The 16,781-nt window shown below is 66.1% G+C and carries 13 protein-coding genes; all 13 read left to right on the forward strand.

The genetic code is table 11. The features are described 5' to 3' along the window. The first annotated feature begins 84 nt into the window (after window positions 1-84). A complete protein-coding gene (locus tag CT676_RS05945) occupies window positions 85-1,557 on the forward strand; it encodes a UDP-N-acetylmuramoyl-L-alanyl-D-glutamate--2,6-diaminopimelate ligase (protein WP_085399273.1) in 1,473 nt (490 codons plus the stop codon). Next, window positions 1,554-2,933, forward strand: coding sequence for a UDP-N-acetylmuramoyl-tripeptide--D-alanyl-D-alanine ligase (gene murF / locus CT676_RS05950; RefSeq protein ID WP_085399274.1), 1,380 nt, complete (start codon window positions 1,554-1,556; stop codon window positions 2,931-2,933). Before CT676_RS05945 ends, murF begins: the two co-directional genes overlap by 4 nt. 160 nt (window positions 2,934-3,093) lie before the next feature. After that, complete coding sequence (gene mraY, locus CT676_RS05955; protein WP_014492955.1) at window positions 3,094-4,197, forward strand: phospho-N-acetylmuramoyl-pentapeptide-transferase; 1,104 nt, start codon at window positions 3,094-3,096, stop codon at window positions 4,195-4,197. 7 nt (window positions 4,198-4,204) lie between these two features. Further along, complete coding sequence (gene murD, locus CT676_RS05960) at window positions 4,205-5,605, forward strand: UDP-N-acetylmuramoyl-L-alanine--D-glutamate ligase (RefSeq protein WP_085399275.1); 1,401 nt, start codon at window positions 4,205-4,207, stop codon at window positions 5,603-5,605. Window positions 5,606-5,841: 236 nt separating this feature from the next. Beyond that, window positions 5,842-6,993 (forward strand): putative lipid II flippase FtsW, encoded by a 1,152-nt coding sequence (ftsW, locus tag CT676_RS05965; protein WP_063981538.1) that lies wholly within the window; start codon window positions 5,842-5,844, stop codon window positions 6,991-6,993. A 177-nt stretch (window positions 6,994-7,170) separates the two neighbouring features. Beyond that, the gene (gene murG, locus CT676_RS05970; protein WP_085399277.1) at window positions 7,171-8,271 is read left to right on the forward strand and encodes an undecaprenyldiphospho-muramoylpentapeptide beta-N-acetylglucosaminyltransferase; all 1,101 of its coding nucleotides are present in this window, start codon (window positions 7,171-7,173) and stop codon (window positions 8,269-8,271) included. A 120-nt stretch (window positions 8,272-8,391) separates the two neighbouring features. Beyond that, window positions 8,392-9,795, forward strand: coding sequence for a UDP-N-acetylmuramate--L-alanine ligase (gene murC, locus CT676_RS05975; RefSeq protein WP_135214112.1), 1,404 nt, complete (start codon window positions 8,392-8,394; stop codon window positions 9,793-9,795). Continuing rightward, window positions 9,792-10,046, forward strand: a complete 255-nt coding sequence (locus tag CT676_RS05980) for a hypothetical protein (protein WP_135214113.1) — start codon at window positions 9,792-9,794, stop codon at window positions 10,044-10,046. Before murC ends, CT676_RS05980 begins: the two co-directional genes overlap by 4 nt. Then, window positions 10,043-10,963, forward strand: coding sequence for a UDP-N-acetylmuramate dehydrogenase (gene murB, locus CT676_RS05985; protein WP_135214114.1), 921 nt, complete (start codon window positions 10,043-10,045; stop codon window positions 10,961-10,963). Before CT676_RS05980 ends, murB begins: the two co-directional genes overlap by 4 nt. Window positions 10,964-10,985: 22 nt before the next feature. Continuing rightward, on the forward strand, window positions 10,986-11,972 hold the full coding sequence (locus CT676_RS05990) for a D-alanine--D-alanine ligase (protein WP_085399279.1): 987 nt from the start codon (window positions 10,986-10,988) through the stop codon (window positions 11,970-11,972). A 350-nt stretch (window positions 11,973-12,322) separates the two neighbouring features. Next, entirely contained in the window at window positions 12,323-13,351 is a 1,029-nt protein-coding gene (locus CT676_RS05995; protein WP_085399280.1) for a cell division protein FtsQ/DivIB, read from the forward strand. Beyond that, on the forward strand, window positions 13,348-14,670 hold the full coding sequence (gene ftsA, locus CT676_RS06000) for a cell division protein FtsA (RefSeq protein ID WP_071910400.1): 1,323 nt from the start codon (window positions 13,348-13,350) through the stop codon (window positions 14,668-14,670). Before CT676_RS05995 ends, ftsA begins: the two co-directional genes overlap by 4 nt. 87 nt (window positions 14,671-14,757) lie before the next feature. Next, the gene (gene ftsZ / locus CT676_RS06005) at window positions 14,758-16,551 is read left to right on the forward strand and encodes a cell division protein FtsZ (RefSeq protein WP_085399281.1); all 1,794 of its coding nucleotides are present in this window, start codon (window positions 14,758-14,760) and stop codon (window positions 16,549-16,551) included. The last annotated feature ends 230 nt before the right edge of the window (window positions 16,552-16,781 follow it).

Raw genomic sequence — 16,781 nt, forward strand, 5'->3', positions numbered from 1 at the left:
TCAACGGGGGTGGGCCGTCGCCGCTGCTGAGTCGGGGCTTTTCCGAAGATCCGGCTTTCCGGACGGCATGTCGACTGGAAGACCATGAAGCTGCGCGACCTCCTAGGTCAGGACGTTCCAGGCAATGATGCCGCAATCGAGCCCGCTGTCGCGGCGCTCGATGTGACCGGCGTTGCGCTCGACAGCCGTATGGTCAAGTCAGGTGATCTCTTCTTCGCGCTCGCGGGCAGCAAGACCGACGGCGCGCGCTTCGTCGATGCCGCGATTGCAGCAGGCGCGGTGGCGATCGTCGGCGACCATGCACCTGATGGCAGCAAGGTGCCGTTCGTCACGGTGGCCAATCCGCGCCGCGCGCTGGCGCTGGCCGCGGCCAAATTCTTCCCCGCACAGCCGGCGACCATCGCGGCGGTGACCGGCACCAGCGGCAAGACCTCGGTCGCCGCGTTCACGCGCCAGATCTGGGAACGGCTGGGGCATGCCTCCGCCAGCATCGGCACCATCGGTCTCGTCTCGCCCAGGCGCACCGTCTACGGTTCGCTGACGACGCCGGATCCGATCGCGCTGCACCGGCAGCTCGATGAGATCGCGCGCGAAGGCGTGACGCATCTCGCCTTCGAGGCGTCCTCGCACGGGCTCGACCAGTACCGCCTCGACGGCGTGCGTGTCTCCGCCGGCGGCTTCACCAATCTCTCGCGCGACCACATGGATTACCATCCAACCGTCGCGCATTATCTCGCAGCAAAACTCCGCCTGTTCCGCGAACTGGTCCCGGCGGATGGCGCGGCGGTGATCTCCGCCGACCATGATTGCTCGGCGGAAGCAATCAATGCTGCCAGGTCGCACGGCCTGCGCGTGATGGCGGTCGGCCGCAACGGCGACGGGGCAGGCGCGGGCATTCGTCTCGCCGCGGCCGAGGTCGAAGGTTTTTCGCAAGTCCTTGCCGTCGAACATCGCGGCAAGCGTTATGCGGTCCGGCTGCCGCTGGCCGGCGAATTCCAGATCGAGAACGCACTGGTGTCGGCCGGTCTGGCGATCGGCACCGGCAGCGATCCGGCCAACGTGTTTGCGAGCCTCGAACATCTCGAAGGCGCCAAGGGTCGGCTCGAGCGCGTCGGCGAGCGCAACGGTGCGCCGATCTTCGTCGACTACGCCCACAAGCCCGACGCGTTGGAGAAGGCGTTGCAGGCTTTGCGGCCTTACGCAAAACGCCGGCTGGTCGTCGTGTTCGGCGCGGGCGGCGATCGCGATGCCGGCAAGCGCCCGATCATGGGCGAGATCGCGGCCGAGAACGCCGACCGCGTCATCATCACCGACGACAATCCGCGCAGCGAGAAGCCGGAAGCCATTCGCGCCGAAATCCTCGCGACTGCAAAAGGTGCCCGCGAAATCGGCGACCGTGCCGCGGCGATCCGCACCGCGATCGAGGAGTTGGAAGACGGCGATGCGCTGCTCGTCGCCGGCAAGGGCCACGAGACCGGACAGATCGTCGGCGGCGAGGTGCTGCCCTTCAGTGATCACGAGGCGGTCGCCGCCGCATTAGCGTCGAGGGATGCATGAGCGCGCCAATATGGACGGTTGCCGAAGTGGCGCGTGCGCTGGGCGCTGCGGGATCATTTCCGGACACGCCGATCGACTTCGTCACCCAGGACAGCCGCCTGGTGAAGCCGGGCTGCCTGTTCGTCGCGCTCAGCGGTACGCCGAGCGGCGGCTTTATCTCGGCCTTCGCCAGCGCGCGCGACGGCTGGGAGTTCGCCGACAAGGCGGAAGCATCGGGCGCGGTCGCGATGATCGTGCCGCATGAGATCGCCGGCATCCGCATTCCCCAGATCGTCGTCAAGGACACGCTGATCGATGGTCTCTGGGGCCTCGCACGCGCCGCACGCGCCCGTTTCAACGGACCGGTGATCGGACTCACCGGCAGCGCGGGCAAGACCAGCACCAAGGAATTCCTTGCAGCCTACCCCGGCGCCTATGCCAGCCCATCGAGCTTCAACAATTTCTGGGGCGTGCCGCTGACGCTGTGCAATGCGAGGCCTGACGCCAGCCTCTGGGTCGTCGAGATGGGCATGAACCAGACCGGCGAGATCGCGCGGCTCAGCGAGCTGACGCGGCCGACCGTCGCGCTCGTCGTCAACGTTCAGCCGGTGCATCTGGAAAAGCTCGGCTCGCTCGAAGCCATCAGGCGCGAGAAGGTGTCGATCGCGCTCGGCCTGCCCGAGGATGGCGTGCTGGTGCTGCCTGCCGGGATCAAGGCGCCGGACTGGAAGGGCAAGGTCGTACGGTTCGGCGAGAAAACCGAGGTGCACGAGGTCGCGCACGCGCCGCATGGCGAGAGCTGGCAGGTCGTGGCCGCGCTCGGCAAGAAGGAGATCGCCTTCAGCCTGACGCCGGGCGCACCGCACCGCGTGCAGAATGCGCTTGCGGCGCTCGCTTCGATCCGCGCCGCGAACCTCGATGCGGCGACGCTCGCGATCAAGCTCGACCGGGTCGGCATCATGACCGGCCGCGGCGTCGAGCAGGCGATTGGCGGCGTCACCGTGATCGACGACAGTTTCAACGGCAATCCGGCCAGCGTGGCTGCTGCACTGCAAAGCCTCCAGGCGCGCAACGTGACCGGCGGCCGTCGCATTGCGGTGCTCGGCGACATGCTGGAACTGGGCGATGACGCACCAAGCTACCATACGGCCCTCGCCAAGCATCTCGACGGCATCGACGGCGTTTACTGCGTAGGTCCCTTGATGCGCCATCTCTACGAGGTGTTGCCGGCGGGCAAGGGCCTGGGCTGGCACGACGACCCCGTCACGCTGAAGCCGGGCGAGGTCGCAAATCTGCTGAGGGCAGGCGATGTCGTGGTTGTCAAGGGCAGCAAGAAGATGTTCTGGGTCAACAAGTTTGTGCCGGGCCTAGTGGCCGCCTTGCAGGCAAAGGCGTAAACTGCTTGGAAGGCGCTGTTCCCGAATCCCACCCTTTGCGGCGCGAAGCCGTCCGTTTTCCCAGAGGTCGCCCGACCCATGAAGAAGACCCGCGAATGCGCGTGAGGCAAGTCAAGGCCAACACCAAGGCCGCGTGCAAAGGCGCCATAGGACCGTCTGAATGTTTTACTGGCTGATCGAGCTCTCCAACACATTTCCCGGCTTCGGTGCCGTTCGCACCTTCCTGAACGTCTTCCGCTACATCACCTTCCGCACCGGCGGCGCCGTCGTCACCGGCGCGCTGTTCGTGTTCCTGTTCGGGCCCTGGATCATCGACCATCTGCGCATCCGTCAGGGCAAGGGCCAGCCGATCCGGACCGACGGCCCGCAATCGCATCTCGCCAAGAAAGGCACGCCCACCATGGGCGGGCTGATGATCCTGTCCGGCCTCACGGTCGGCACCGTGCTGTGGGCCAATCCGCTCAACCCCTATGTCTGGATCGTGCTGGCGGTGACGCTCGGCTTCGGCTTCGTCGGTTTCTATGACGATTACCTCAAGGTGACCAAGCAGACCACGACGGGCTTCGGCAGCAAGCTGCGCCTGCTGATCGAGGCAGCCATCGCGCTGGTCGCCTGCTATGCGCTGGTGCGGTTGAACCGCGATCCCGCGTCGACCGCGCTGACGATTCCCTTCCTCAAGGACACCGTGCTGCATTTCGGCTGGTTCTTCGTCGTGTTCGGCGCCTTCGTCATCGTCGGCGCCGGCAACGCGGTGAACCTCACCGACGGTCTCGACGGTCTTGCCATCGTTCCCGTGATGATCGCGACCGCGAGCTTTGCGATGATCGCCTATCTCGCCGGCAACGCGGTGTTCGCCGACTATCTCCAGATCAAATATGTCGCGGGAACCGGCGAACTCGCGGTGCTCTGCGGCGCGCTGCTGGGCGCCGGTCTCGGGTTCCTCTGGTTCAACGCGCCGCCGGCCTCGATCTTCATGGGCGACACCGGCTCGCTCGCGCTCGGCGGCATGCTCGGCGCAATCGCGGTCGCGGTGAAGCACGAGATCGTGCTCGCGGTGATCGGCGGCCTGTTCGTGCTGGAAGCGGTTTCCGTCATCGTGCAGGTGGTGTCGTTCAAGCTCACCGGCAAACGCATCTTCCGGATGGCGCCGATCCATCACCATTTCGAGCAGCTCGGCTGGACCGAACCGCAGATCGTGATCCGGTTCTGGATCATCTCGGTGATGCTGGCGCTCGCCGGCTTGTCGACGCTGAAGCTGCGGTGATCGATCGATGATCCCGGTCACATCCTTCGCCGGCAAGACGGTCGCGGTGTTCGGCCTCGGCGGCTCGGGGCTTGCGTCCTGTCACGCGTTGAAAGCGGGCGGCGCTGAGGTGATTGCCGCCGACGACAGTGCCGAGAACGTCGCCAAGGCCGCGCAAGCGGGTTTCGTCACCGCCGATTTGCGCAACGTCTCCTGGGCGAATTTCGCAGCCCTCGTGCTCGCGCCCGGCGTGCCGCTGACGCATCCGGTGCCGCACTGGAGCGTGCTGAAGGCGCGCGAGGCCGGCTGCGAGGTGATCGGCGATATCGAGCTGTTCTGCCGCGAGCGGCGGCGGCACGCGCCGAACGCGCCATTCGTCGCGATCACCGGCACCAACGGCAAGTCGACCACGACGGCGCTGATTGCGCATCTCACAAAGGTCGCCGGCTACGACACCCAGATGGGCGGCAATATCGGCACCGCGATCCTGTCGCTGGAGCCGCCGCGCACGGGCCGCGTCCATGTCATCGAGATGTCGTCCTACCAGATCGACCTCACGCCCTCGCTCGATCCCTCCGTCGGCATCCTGCTCAATGTCAGCGAGGACCACATCGACCGTCACGGCACCCTCGCGCATTACGCTGCGGTGAAGGAGCGTCTCGTCGCCGGCGTGCAGGCGGGTGGCACCTCGATCGTCGGCGTCGACGATGGCTTCTGCCGCGACATCGCCGACCGGCTCGACCGTGCCGGCAAGAACGTGGTGCGGATCTCCGTCAAGAACCCGCTGGCCTCCGGCATCCATGTCGAGCACGGCACCATCGTGCGCACCGCGGGCGGCGCGCGGAGCGAGGTCGCAAAGCTCGGCGGCATCGGCTCGCTGCGCGGCCAGCACAACGCGCAGAACGCGGCCTGCGCCGCCGCCGCCGCGCTCGCGATGGGCATCAGCCTCGATGTGCTGCAGAACGGCCTGCGCAGCTTTCCCGGCCTCGCGCATCGCATGGAGCAGGTCGGCCGCCGCGGCAACGTGCTGTTCGTCAACGACTCCAAGGGCACCAATGCGGATGCCACGGCGCATGCGCTGTCGTCCTTTTCGGAAATCTTCTGGATCGCCGGCGGCAAGCCCAAGGCGGGTGGCATCACTGGCCTGACCGGCTTCTTCCCACGCATCCGCAAGGCCTATCTGATCGGCGAGGCCGCGCAGGAGTTTTCGGGAACGCTGGGCACGCAGGTGGCGCACGAGATCAGCCAGACGCTGGACATCGCCGTCGAGCACGCCGCGCGCGATGCCGAAGCCTCGGGCCTCGCGGATGCAGTGGTGCTGCTGTCACCCGCCTGCGCGTCCTTCGACCAGTACCGCAATTTCGAGATCCGCGGCACCAAGTTCCGCGAGCTGGTACAGGCGCTGCCGGGTGTGAAGCCGGTGGTGTAGGGCGCGGCTACTCCTTGCTCCGCTGTCGTCGCCCGGCTTGACCGGGCGACCCAGTATCCCAGAGGCGGTGCTTGAGCCGGGAGGCCACGGCGTACTGGATGCCCCGGTCAAGCCGGGGCATGACGAGCATGTGAGGTCGGCGCTCGCTCCTATCTCCAAACATCCGCGTTTCCTTAACCCCCCGGTAACCAACCTCGGCGACCAATGGACCGACCTCTGTCCGAAAGCGGCCGCCCATGCTCTCCCGTGAAGAACGCACCCCCTTTTCCGAGTGGTGGTGGACCGTCGACAAGCCGCTGATGGGCGCCATCCTGGCGCTGATGCTCACCGGCGTGATCCTGTCGCTGGCGGCGAGCCCGCCGGTCGCGACCCGCATCGGGCTCGATCCGTTCCACTTCTTCAGCCGGCACGTGATGTTCCTGGCGCCGTCCTGCCTGGTGCTGCTCGGGGTGTCCTTCCTGACGCCGCGCGCGATCCGCCGCTCGGCCCTGATCATCTTCGCGGCCAGCATCATCCTGATCGTGCTGACGCTCGCGATCGGCCCCGAAGTGAAGGGATCGCGGCGCTGGATCACGCTGCTCGGCGTCAACATCCAGGCCTCCGAAGTTGCAAAGCCGTCGTTCGTCGTCATCGCCGCCTGGCTGTTCGCGGAATCGACCAGGCGGCCGGAGATGCCGGCGACCTCGATGGCGCTGGTGCTGCTCTTGATGCTGGTCTCGCTGCTGGTGATGGAGCCCGATTTCGGTCAGACCATGCTGATCCTGATGGTGTGGGGCTCGCTGTTCTTCATCGCGGGCATGCGCATGATCTGGGTGTTCGGCCTGGCGGGCGCCGCCGCTGCCGGTCTGTTCAGCGCTTATCTGTTCGTCCCGCACGTCGCCGGCCGCATCAAGCGTTTCATGAATCCGGCTTCCGGCGACACCTTCCAGGTCGATACCGCCATGGAAGCTTTCTACAACGGCGGATGGTTCGGGCTCGGGCCGGGCGAGGGCATCGCCAAGCGCAGCCTGCCGGACAGTCATACCGACTTCGTGTTCGCGGTTGCCGCCGAGGAATTCGGCATCATCCTGTGCCTCGCGATGCTGGCGCTGTTCGCTTTCGTCGTGATCCGCACGCTGTCGCGCGCCTACGCCAATGAGGACATGTTCTCGCGCTTTGCGGCGTCCGGCCTTGCGATCCTGTTCGGCGTGCAGGCCGCGATCAACATGTCGGTCAACCTCCAGCTCATCCCCGCCAAGGGCATGACGCTGCCCTTCATCTCCTATGGTGGCTCCTCGATCGTGTCGCTGGCCTATGGTGTCGGCATGATGCTGGCGCTGACGCGGCTGCGCCCGCGGACTGAAGTTGAGGCGAGCGGCCACGCCGAGGCGATGCGCAGTTACGCGTGACCCTCTCGTGTCCCGGACAAGCGTAGCGAAGCGGAGCGCAGAGCCGGGACCCAGAATGCCGCACCCATGGGCCCCGGTTCAGCAGCGCACCACGCCGCGAAGTGCGGCGCGCTGCGCTGCGCCCGGGGCACGAGCACGGCTCGCAATAGGCGCTTTTTCCCTGTAAATACCGCTACCATGGACACTTCCCCCCTGATTCTTCTCGCCGCGGGCGGCACTGGCGGCCATTTGTTTCCGGCCGAGGCGCTCGGTGTCGAGCTGATCCGGCGCGGCTTTCGCGTCCGCCTCGTCACAGACGAGCGGGCCCTGCGCTATAGCGGGCTGTTCAGCAAGGACATGATCGACGTCGTCTCGAGCGAGACCGCGCGTGGCCGCAATCCATTGCAGCTCGCCTATGCCGGCCTCACGCTCGCCGCAGGCACGCTGTCCGCCTACGGCCTGATCAGGCGATTGAAGCCCGTCGCCGTCGTCGGCTTCGGCGGCTATCCGACGCTGCCGCCGCTGGTCGCCGCGAAATTTGCGGGCGTGCCTAGCATCATCCACGACGCCAATGCGGTGCTCGGCCGCGCCAACCGGTTCCTGTCGAGCCGCGTCCGCGCCATCGCGACGTCCTTGCCCGGCGTGCTCGACCGCGATCCGGCGCTGGCAGGCAAGACCACAACCGTGGGCACGCCGATGCGTCCGGCGATCCTCGCCGCAGCCGCCGTGCCCTATGTCGCGCCTGAAGCGAACGGACCGCTGCGCCTGCTCGTCGTCGGCGGCAGCCAGGGCGCGCGCATCATGGCCGACATCGTCCCGGGTGCGATCGAGCGCCTTGAGCCTGCGCTGTGGAGCCGGCTCGTCCTCACCCAGCAGGTGCGCGACGAGGACATGGCGCGCGTGCGCGCGGTCTACGACAAGCTCAAGATCAATGCCGGGCTCGCGCCGTTCTTCACCGATCTGCCGGCGCGGCTCGCCTCCAACCATCTGGTGGTGTCGCGCTCCGGCGCCGGCACGGTCGCCGAACTCGCCGCGATCGGACGGCCCTCGATCCTGGTGCCGCTGCCCGGCTCGATCGACCAGGACCAGTTCGCCAATGCCGGCGTGCTGGCCAAGGTCGACGGCGCGATCCGTATCCCGCAGACCGAGTTCACCTCCGACCGGCTCGCCGCCGAGATCTCCGCCTTCGCCGCCGAGCCCGCGCGTCTTGCCTCCATGGCCGCAGCCGCGAAGGGGGCGGGGCGGCTCGATGCGGCCGAACGGTTGGCCGATCTGGTGGTCAAAGTCGCGGGAATCTGACGCGAAAAAGCCCTTGTCTTGGCCTTCCAAAGCGGGGCATCCAGTAACAACGGCGCGGCTGATTTGGCCGTGACCTTCGCCAGATGCCGCCTTTCCGGCGGCAAGGTCAGGGAACAGAGCATGAGACTGCCGCGCGAGATCGGACCCATCCACTTCGTCGGGATCGGCGGGATCGGCATGAGCGGCATCGCCGAGGTGCTGGTCAATCTCGGCTATGTCGTGCAGGGCTCGGACGCCTCCGACAATTACAATCTCGACCGTCTGCGCAAGGCAGGTGCAAAGGTCTCGGTCGGCCACAAGGCCGAGAATGTCGACGGCGCTGCGGTCGTCGTCGTCTCCACCGCGATCAAGCGCGACAATCCGGAACTGATGGCGGCGCGCGAACGCCGCATTCCCGTGGTGCGCCGCGCCGAGATGCTGGCCGAGCTGATGCGGCTGAAGAGCTGCGTCGCCATCGCCGGCACCCATGGCAAGACCACCACGACCACGATGGTCTCAACGCTGCTCGATGCCGGCGGCCTCGATCCCACCGTGATCAATGGCGGCATCATCAATGCCTATGGCTCGAATGCGCGCCTCGGTGCCGGCGACTGGATGGTGGTCGAAGCGGACGAGAGCGATGGCACGTTCCTGAAGCTGCCGACCGATGTCGCGATCGTCACCAATGTCGACCCTGAGCATCTCGATCACTTCAAGACCTTCGAGGCGGTGCAGGACGCGTTCCGGCATTTCGTCGAGAACCTGCCGTTCTACGGCTTCGCGGTGATGTGCATCGACCATCCCGTCGTGCAGAGCCTCGTCGGCAAGATCGAGGATCGCCGCATCATCACCTATGGCGAGAATCCGCAGGCCGATGTGCGGCTCGTCGATCTCACCCCGATGGGCGGTGGCTCCAAGTTCAAGGTCGCGTTTCGTGATCGCAAGACCGGCGCCGTGCACGAGATCGCCGATCTCATGTTGCCGATGCCGGGACGCCACAACGCCTCGAACGCGACGGCCGCGATTGCGGTCGCGCGCGAACTCGGCGTGTCGGACGAGGCGATTCGCAAGGCGATCGCAGGCTTCGGCGGCGTCAAGCGCCGCTTCACCAAGACCGGCGAGTGGAACGGTGTCACGGTGATCGACGATTACGGTCATCACCCCGTCGAGATCGCGGCAGTGCTGAAGGCGGCGCGGGAATCCACCAACGGCAAGATCGTCGCCGTGGTGCAGCCGCATCGCTACACCCGCCTGCAATCGCTTTTCGAGGAATTCTGCACCTGCTTCAACGATGCGGATGCGGTTGTTGTCGCCGATGTCTATGCCGCCGGCGAGGCGCCGATCGACGGCATCGACCGCGATCATTTCGTAGCCGGCCTGCGCGCCCATGGCCACCGCGAGGTGATCCCGCTGCCGGCAGCGCCGGAGCTTGCAGGTATCGTCAAGGGCCTGGCGAAGTCGGGCGATCTCGTCGTGTGTCTTGGTGCCGGCAACATCACGCAATGGGCGTATGCGCTGCCGGACCAGTTGAAGGCGCTCGGATGAGAGTACTCTGGCTGCAGCTAAGAGATGTTCCCGGTGGCTTCGGTATCACCGCTCGGGATTGGCAAGATGCGATGTATCTTCTAGCCGAAGCAAGGCAGGTTCTGAAGGGACGACCGATAGAAGAGCCGATGATCGAGAGCTGGACGGACGTGCGAAGCATTGATGAACTTGATCAAGACCATGTTGTTCCAAACATGGGCACGATGCTTCATCGTGGTGTCTGGTTTCCAAACCTTCCGTACGTCCAATGAGCTTTCCCGACATCACACACGAGCTCAAAGCCGCAATGCCGCAACTTCGCGGACGACTGCTCGCCAACCAGTCGCTCGCCGAGCTCACCTGGTTTCGCGTCGGTGGTCCCGCGCAGGTGCTGTTCACGCCGGCGGATGAGGACGATCTCGCTTACTTCCTCGCGCATCTTGCGTCCGACATTCCCGTCTATGTCGTCGGCGTCGGCTCCAACCTGATCGTGCGCGACGGTGGCATTGCGGGCGTGGTGATTCGGCTGGCGCCGCGCGCCTTTGGCGAGGCGAGCGCGAGCGGCGATGTCGTCACCGCTGGAACTGCCGCGCTCGACAAGCGCGTGGCGGAAGTGGCGGCCTCCGCCAATATCGGCGGGCTCGAATTCTATTTCGGTATTCCCGGCACCATCGGCGGTGCGTTGCGCATGAATGCGGGCGCCAATGGCGGCGAGACCAAGGACGTGTTGATCGAGGCGACCGGCGTTGCAAGGGACGGCAGCAAGCACGTGTTCTCGAACGCCGACATGAAGTTCGTCTACCGCAACAGCGGCGTCGACCCCTCCATCATCTTCACCTCCGCGCGCTTTCGCGGCGAGATCAGGGATACTGATGCGATCCGCGCGCGCATGGCGGAGGTGCAGAACCACCGCGAGACCGCGCAGCCGATCCGCGAAAAGACCGGCGGCTCGACCTTCAAGAACCCGCCCGGCCATTCCGCCTGGGAGCTGGTCGACGCCGCCGGCTGCCGCGGCCTGCGCGTCGGCGGCGCGCAGGTCTCGGAGATGCACTGCAATTTCCTGATCAACACGGGCGATGCCACCGCGCACGACATCGAGACGCTGGGCGAGACCGTGCGCGAACGGGTGAAGGCAAACTCCGGAATTGGGCTACATTGGGAAATCAAGCGGATTGGAATTCCCGGCTAACCTGGACAGGCGACGAGAGAACATGCGCATCACCATCCTCTTCGGCGGCTCCAACCGGGAGCGTCTGGTTTCGGTCGCCTCAGCCCAGGCGTTACATCAGGCGCTGCCCGAGGCCGATCTCTGGTGGTGGGACGTCGAGGACAAGGTGCATGTCGTGCAGTCGAAGCAACTGCTCGAACACGCCCGTCCATTCGAGGACGAGTTCAAGCCCGGCACATCGGGCATTCCGCTGGGGCAGGCGCTCGACCAGGCCAAGACGGAAGGCCGCGTGCTGGTGCTCGGCCTGCATGGCGGGCGCGCGGAGAACGGCGAATTGCAGGTGATGTGCGAGGCGCGCGGCGTGCCCTTCACCGGCTCGGGCTCGGCCTCCTCGCATCTCGCCTTCGACAAGATCGCGGCCAAGCATTTTGCCGCGCTCGGCGGCGTGACGCCGCCGGAAAACGTTGCGCTTGAGAACATCGACGAGGCCTTCGCCGAATACGGCCGGCTGATCGCCAAGCCCGCGCGCGACGGCTCGAGCTACGGCCTGATCTTCGTCAATGCGAAGCAGGATCTCGTCGCGGTCCGCAATGCCGCGAAGCACGAAGACTATGTGATCGAGCCCTACATCGCAGGCGTCGAGGCGACCTGCGGCGTGCTGGAGCGCCCCGACGGCTCGATCATCTCGCTGCCGCCGATCGAAATCATTCCGGGCGAGGGCAATTTCGACTACGCCGCAAAATATCTCCTGAAGTCGACCCAGGAGATCTGCCCCGGGCGTTTTTCGCCCGAGATCACCGCTGCGCTGAAGGAGCAGGCGATGCTGGCGCATCGCGCGATGTCCTGCACCGGCTATTCCCGCTCGGACTTCATCGTCTCCGACAGGGGCCTGATCTATCTCGAGACCAACACGCTGCCCGGGTTGACCAAGTCCTCGCTCTACCCAAAGGCGCTGAAAGCCGAAGGCATCGCGTTCGTCGACTTCCTGCGCGGCCTGGTCGAGCTCGCCGGGCGGGGCGTAAGAAAATAATTAGGACTGGTTAACGGCCGAACCGGCGAAATGGCCGATTTTGGAAGCCAAAACCGGTAAAATGCCGGACATCGCGGCATAAATGCCTCACACGCCTGGGCAAAACGCATCCCGCGTTAACGAAGTTTACCTTTTGTTTACCAGGACGTCCGAAGGTTAACGCTGGCGGCGCATATGACGCTTTGGCTGCCGGCGCGTGGGCTGTTGCGGGTGATGTCACCTCCAGCGAACGCTTTGAAGGGGAGAGGTTTTCTTCTTCTGAAGACCAGCACCCGGCCCGGCAAGTCCGAGACGTCATGTTCGCCAGGACCCGCGCGATGTCGCGGGCTAACTGTTGACGAGCTCGTGCAATGGATGGTGCAGGAAGCCTCACTCGGTCGTTTCTGAGATCGCTGAGGCCCCAAGCTGACCTGAAGGCGGCCGCTATCGGAGCGGTCATGCTTCTGCGCGAGTGGGTGCAGGACAAGCGCGACGAGAAGCGCGCTGCCGCCCAGAACAAGATCAGGTCCAAGACCAAAGCCAAGCCCGTCGTCGAGCGCGAGCCGCCGCCGCGCGTGGTCGCGCTGGTCGAGCGCTATGCGCCGCGCCGGATCGGGATCACCATGACCGTTCTGCTGCTGGTCGGAAGCTGCGGCTTCGGCATCGTCAGGGGCGGCCACCTCCAGGATTTCATCGCGGCAGTCAGCGACACCCGCAACGCGCTGGCCAATTCCGCGGGCTTCCGCATTACCTCTGTCGTGATCAACGGCCGCAAGCAGCTCAGCCAGGACGAGATCCTCGCGGTCGGCGGGGTCAGCGGCCGCTCCTCGCTGCTGTTCCTCGACGCCGACGTCGTGCGCGACAAGCTCAAGGCCAATCCCTGGATCGCGGATGCGACCGTGCTGAAGCTCTATCCGGGCCGGCTCATGATCGACATCACCGAGCGCCAGGCGTTCGCGCTGTGGCAAGAGGCCGGCCGGCTCTCCGTCATCGCCGATGACGGCGCGGTGCTCGAGCCTTACGTCTCGCGCCGGTTCCTGTCGCTGCCGCTCGTGGTCGGCAAGGGCGCCGACACCCAGGCGCGCGATTTCCTGGCGCTGCTGGCGCGCTATCCGCAGATCAATTCGGTGACCAAGGCCGCGATCTATGTCGGCGAGCGGCGCTGGAACCTGAGGCTCAAGGATGGCCTCGACATCCGTCTGCCCGAGCAGGACGTCGGCAACGCCCTCGCGACGCTGTCCAGGCTCGACAAGGAGGACAAGCTGTTCTCCCGAGACATCGTCGCCGTCGACATGCGCCTGCCCGATCGCCTGGTGGTGCAGCTGTCCGACGACGCCGCCAAGGCGCGCGAGGACCTGTTCAAGGACAAGAAGAAAAAGAAGGCCGGGGACGCCGCATGACCGGTCTTGATCGCACCCAGACCCCGAAGACGCGCCCGATGCCGCACAAGCGCGGCGGCATCGTCGCCTGCCTCGATATCGGCACCAGCAAGATCGCCTGCATGATTGCGCGGCTGAGGCCGTCGGCGCCGAGCGAAGCCCTGCGCGACCGTACCCACGCGGTGGAGCTGATCGGTTACAGCCAGATCCAGTCGCGCGGCATGAAGGCCGGCGCGGTGATCGATCTTGCCGAATGCGAGCAGGCGGTACGCCAGGCCGTCGGGCTGGCGGAGAAGATGGCCAAGGTGCGGGTCGAGTCCGTGCTGCTGTCGGTCTCCGGCGGCCGGCTCTCCGGCCAGCTGGTCGAAGCTGCGGCCGACATCCGCGGCGGCGCGGTGACGCCCGCCGATGTCAGCCGCGTCACCTCGACCGGCATGCGCCACGCCACCGGCGAGGGCCGCACCGTGCTGCACGCGCTGCCGGTCGGCTATACGCTCGACGGCGTCAAGGGCATCCGCGATCCGCGTGGCATGGTCGCGCATCAGTTCGGCGTCGACATGAACGTCGTCACCTGCGAGGCCACCGTTGCCCGTAACCTGATGCTGGCGGTGGAGCGTTGCCACATCAATGTCGAAGCCATGGCGGCGAGCCCCTATGTGGCCGGCCTGTCGGTGCTGACCGACGACGAAGCCGACCTCGGCGCCGCCGTCGTCGAGATGGGCGCGGGCACCACCACCATCGCGGTCTATTCCGGCGGCCGCTTCGTGCATGCGGCGGGCTTTGCGGTCGGCGGGCAACACATCACGATGGATCTCGCGCGCGGACTCTCCGCGACCATTGCCGATGCCGAGCGAATCAAGACGTTATATGGGACCGTCATCACCGGCGGATCGGACTCGCGTGAGCTGATGTCTGTACCGACAGCCGGTGACGAGCAGGATCTGCCGCAGATCGTCTCCCGCGCCACCATCGCCAACATCGTCAAGCACCGTGCCGAGGAAGTCTTCGAAATGGTTCGGGACAAGCTGAAGGATTCGCCCTTCGCCTCAGAGCCCAACGGCCGCGTCGTGCTCTCCGGCGGCGCCTCGCAGCTGACCGGCCTCGTCGAACTCGGCACACAGATTCTCGGCCGGCCCGTGCGGGTCGGACGTCCGCTCGGTTTCGGCCGGCTGCCCAACGAGGCGAAGAACGCCGCGTTCGCGGTGCCGGCCGGGCTCCTCGTCTACCCGCAATATGTTCATCACGAGCATGTCGAACCGCGGCATACGCGGCAGCAGGTCAAGACAGGGACGGGCGGTTATTTTGGAAAGGTCGGACGATGGCTACGCGAGGGCTTCTGATGAACCGGTTCCGCAACCTTCGCATTTCACCAACTCCCGCGGCCGCCGGCCGGGGCGAACCCACGCGCGCGTGATCGAGAGGCAAACATGACCATCAGCATCAATGTTCCTGATATTCACGAATTGAAGCCCCGGATCACCGTGTTCGGCGTCGGTGGCGCCGGTGGCAACGCCGTCAACAACATGATCACGGCGGGCCTCCAGGGCGTCGACTTCGTGGTCGCCAACACCGACGCGCAGGCGCTGACGATGTCGAAGGCGCAGCGCATCGTGCAGATGGGCACGGCGGTCACGCAAGGCCTCGGCGCGGGTTCGCAGCCGAACGTCGGCGCGGCGGCGGCGGAAGAGGTGATCGATGAACTGCGCGACCATCTCTCGGGCGCCAACATGGTGTTCGTCACCGCCGGCATGGGCGGCGGCACCGGCACCGGTGCTGCTCCCGTCATCGCCAAGACCGCGCGCGACATGGGCATCCTCACCGTCGGCGTCGTGACCAAGCCGTTCCACTTCGAGGGCGGCCGCCGCATGCGCACCGCCGAGGCCGGCATCAACGAGCTGCACAAGGTCGTCGACACGCTCCTGATCATCCCGAACCAGAACCTGTTCCGGGTCGCCAACGAGAAGACCACTTTCGCCGACGCCTTCGCGATGGCCGACCAGGTGCTTTACTCCGGCGTTGCCTGCATCACCGACCTGATGGTCAAGGAAGGTCTGATCAACCTCGACTTCGCCGACGTTCGCGCCGTCATGCGCGAGATGGGCAAGGCGATGATGGGTACCGGCGAAGCTTCGGGTGACAAGCGCGCGCTGACCGCCGCTGAAGCCGCGATCGCCAACCCGCTGATCGACGATAGCTCGATGAAGGGTGCCAAGGGCCTCCTCATCTCGATCACCGGCGGCAAGGACCTCACCTTGTTCGAGGTTGACGAAGCCGCGACCCGCATCCGCGAGGAAGTCGATCAGGACGCCAACATCATCGTCGGCGCGACCTTCGACGAAGCGCTCGACGGCCTGATCCGCGTCTCGGTCGTCGCCACCGGCATCGAGCAGGCAACGATCGCCCGCAACACCCAGGCCACCAGCGCCCCGGTCGCGAACGCGGCGCCGCAGCAGATCCAGCAGGTGCAGCAGGCTCCCGCTGCTCCGGCCGCTGCCGAGAGCCGTCTCGCCGACCTGACCGCGCGTCTGCGCGCCGACAATCAGCGCATGGCCGAGCGCGCCCAGAAGCTGGAAGCCCAGATCCCGGCCGCCGCCCCGACCGCGCCGCGTCCGAATGTCGAGCGCGCCGCGCTGGCCGCCATCGCGGCTGCCGTTGCCGAGGTCCCGCAGGCGCCCGCGCCGATGCAGACCTATGGCGACGTCACGGTACGCCCGATCGCGCAGAAGCCGACGCTGTTTCCGGAGCCTGACATGGCCCCGGTCGCGATGCAGGAGCCGATGACGCCGGAAACCTTCATCCCGCCGCAGGCCGAGCGTGGGCCGGTCCGTGCACCGCGGATGCCGCGTATCGACGAACTGCCGATGCCGGCCCAGGCCGAGCTTCGCCAGGCCCGCGGCGAGGTTGAAGAAGAGACCCCGCAGAAGACCCGCCTGTCGTTGCTCCAGCGCCTCGCCAATGTCGGCCTCGGCCGCCGCGACGAGGAGAGTGAGGCGCCGGTCGCAGCCCGCACCGCCGGTCCCGCGATGCCGCCGCTGCCCGATCGCCGGCCCCAGAAGAGCGTGGCGCAGCAGATCGCGGCGAGCGAGCCGGTATCGGAGTATGCCCGCCGTCCTGCGCCTCAGGGCCTGGACATGCATGGCCGCCCGGCGCCTGTTGCGCCGGCGCCACAGGGTGACGACCATCTTGATATCCCGGCCTTCCTGAGGCGTCAGGCGACCTGAGGATTGTTACAATAGGGCTGACGAAAAAAGGTCCCGGCGGGAAGCTTGCCGGGACCTTTCCTTTGGTCCCGTGCATGCCCGGATTGCGGCATCAAACAACTGATTTTAAATCATTAATTACGCATTTGGTGGTTCAGTAAAACTGCCGATAACGGTCCCAAACTCCGGCGCAATTTGGTTAAGCCTTGGCGCGAATACGGCAGGTTTGGGGTAACAATCGGTAAAAAAGC

Source organism: Bradyrhizobium sp. MOS001 (assembly GCF_004634465.1).
Taxonomy (GTDB): Bacteria; Pseudomonadota; Alphaproteobacteria; order Rhizobiales; family Xanthobacteraceae; genus Bradyrhizobium; species Bradyrhizobium barranii.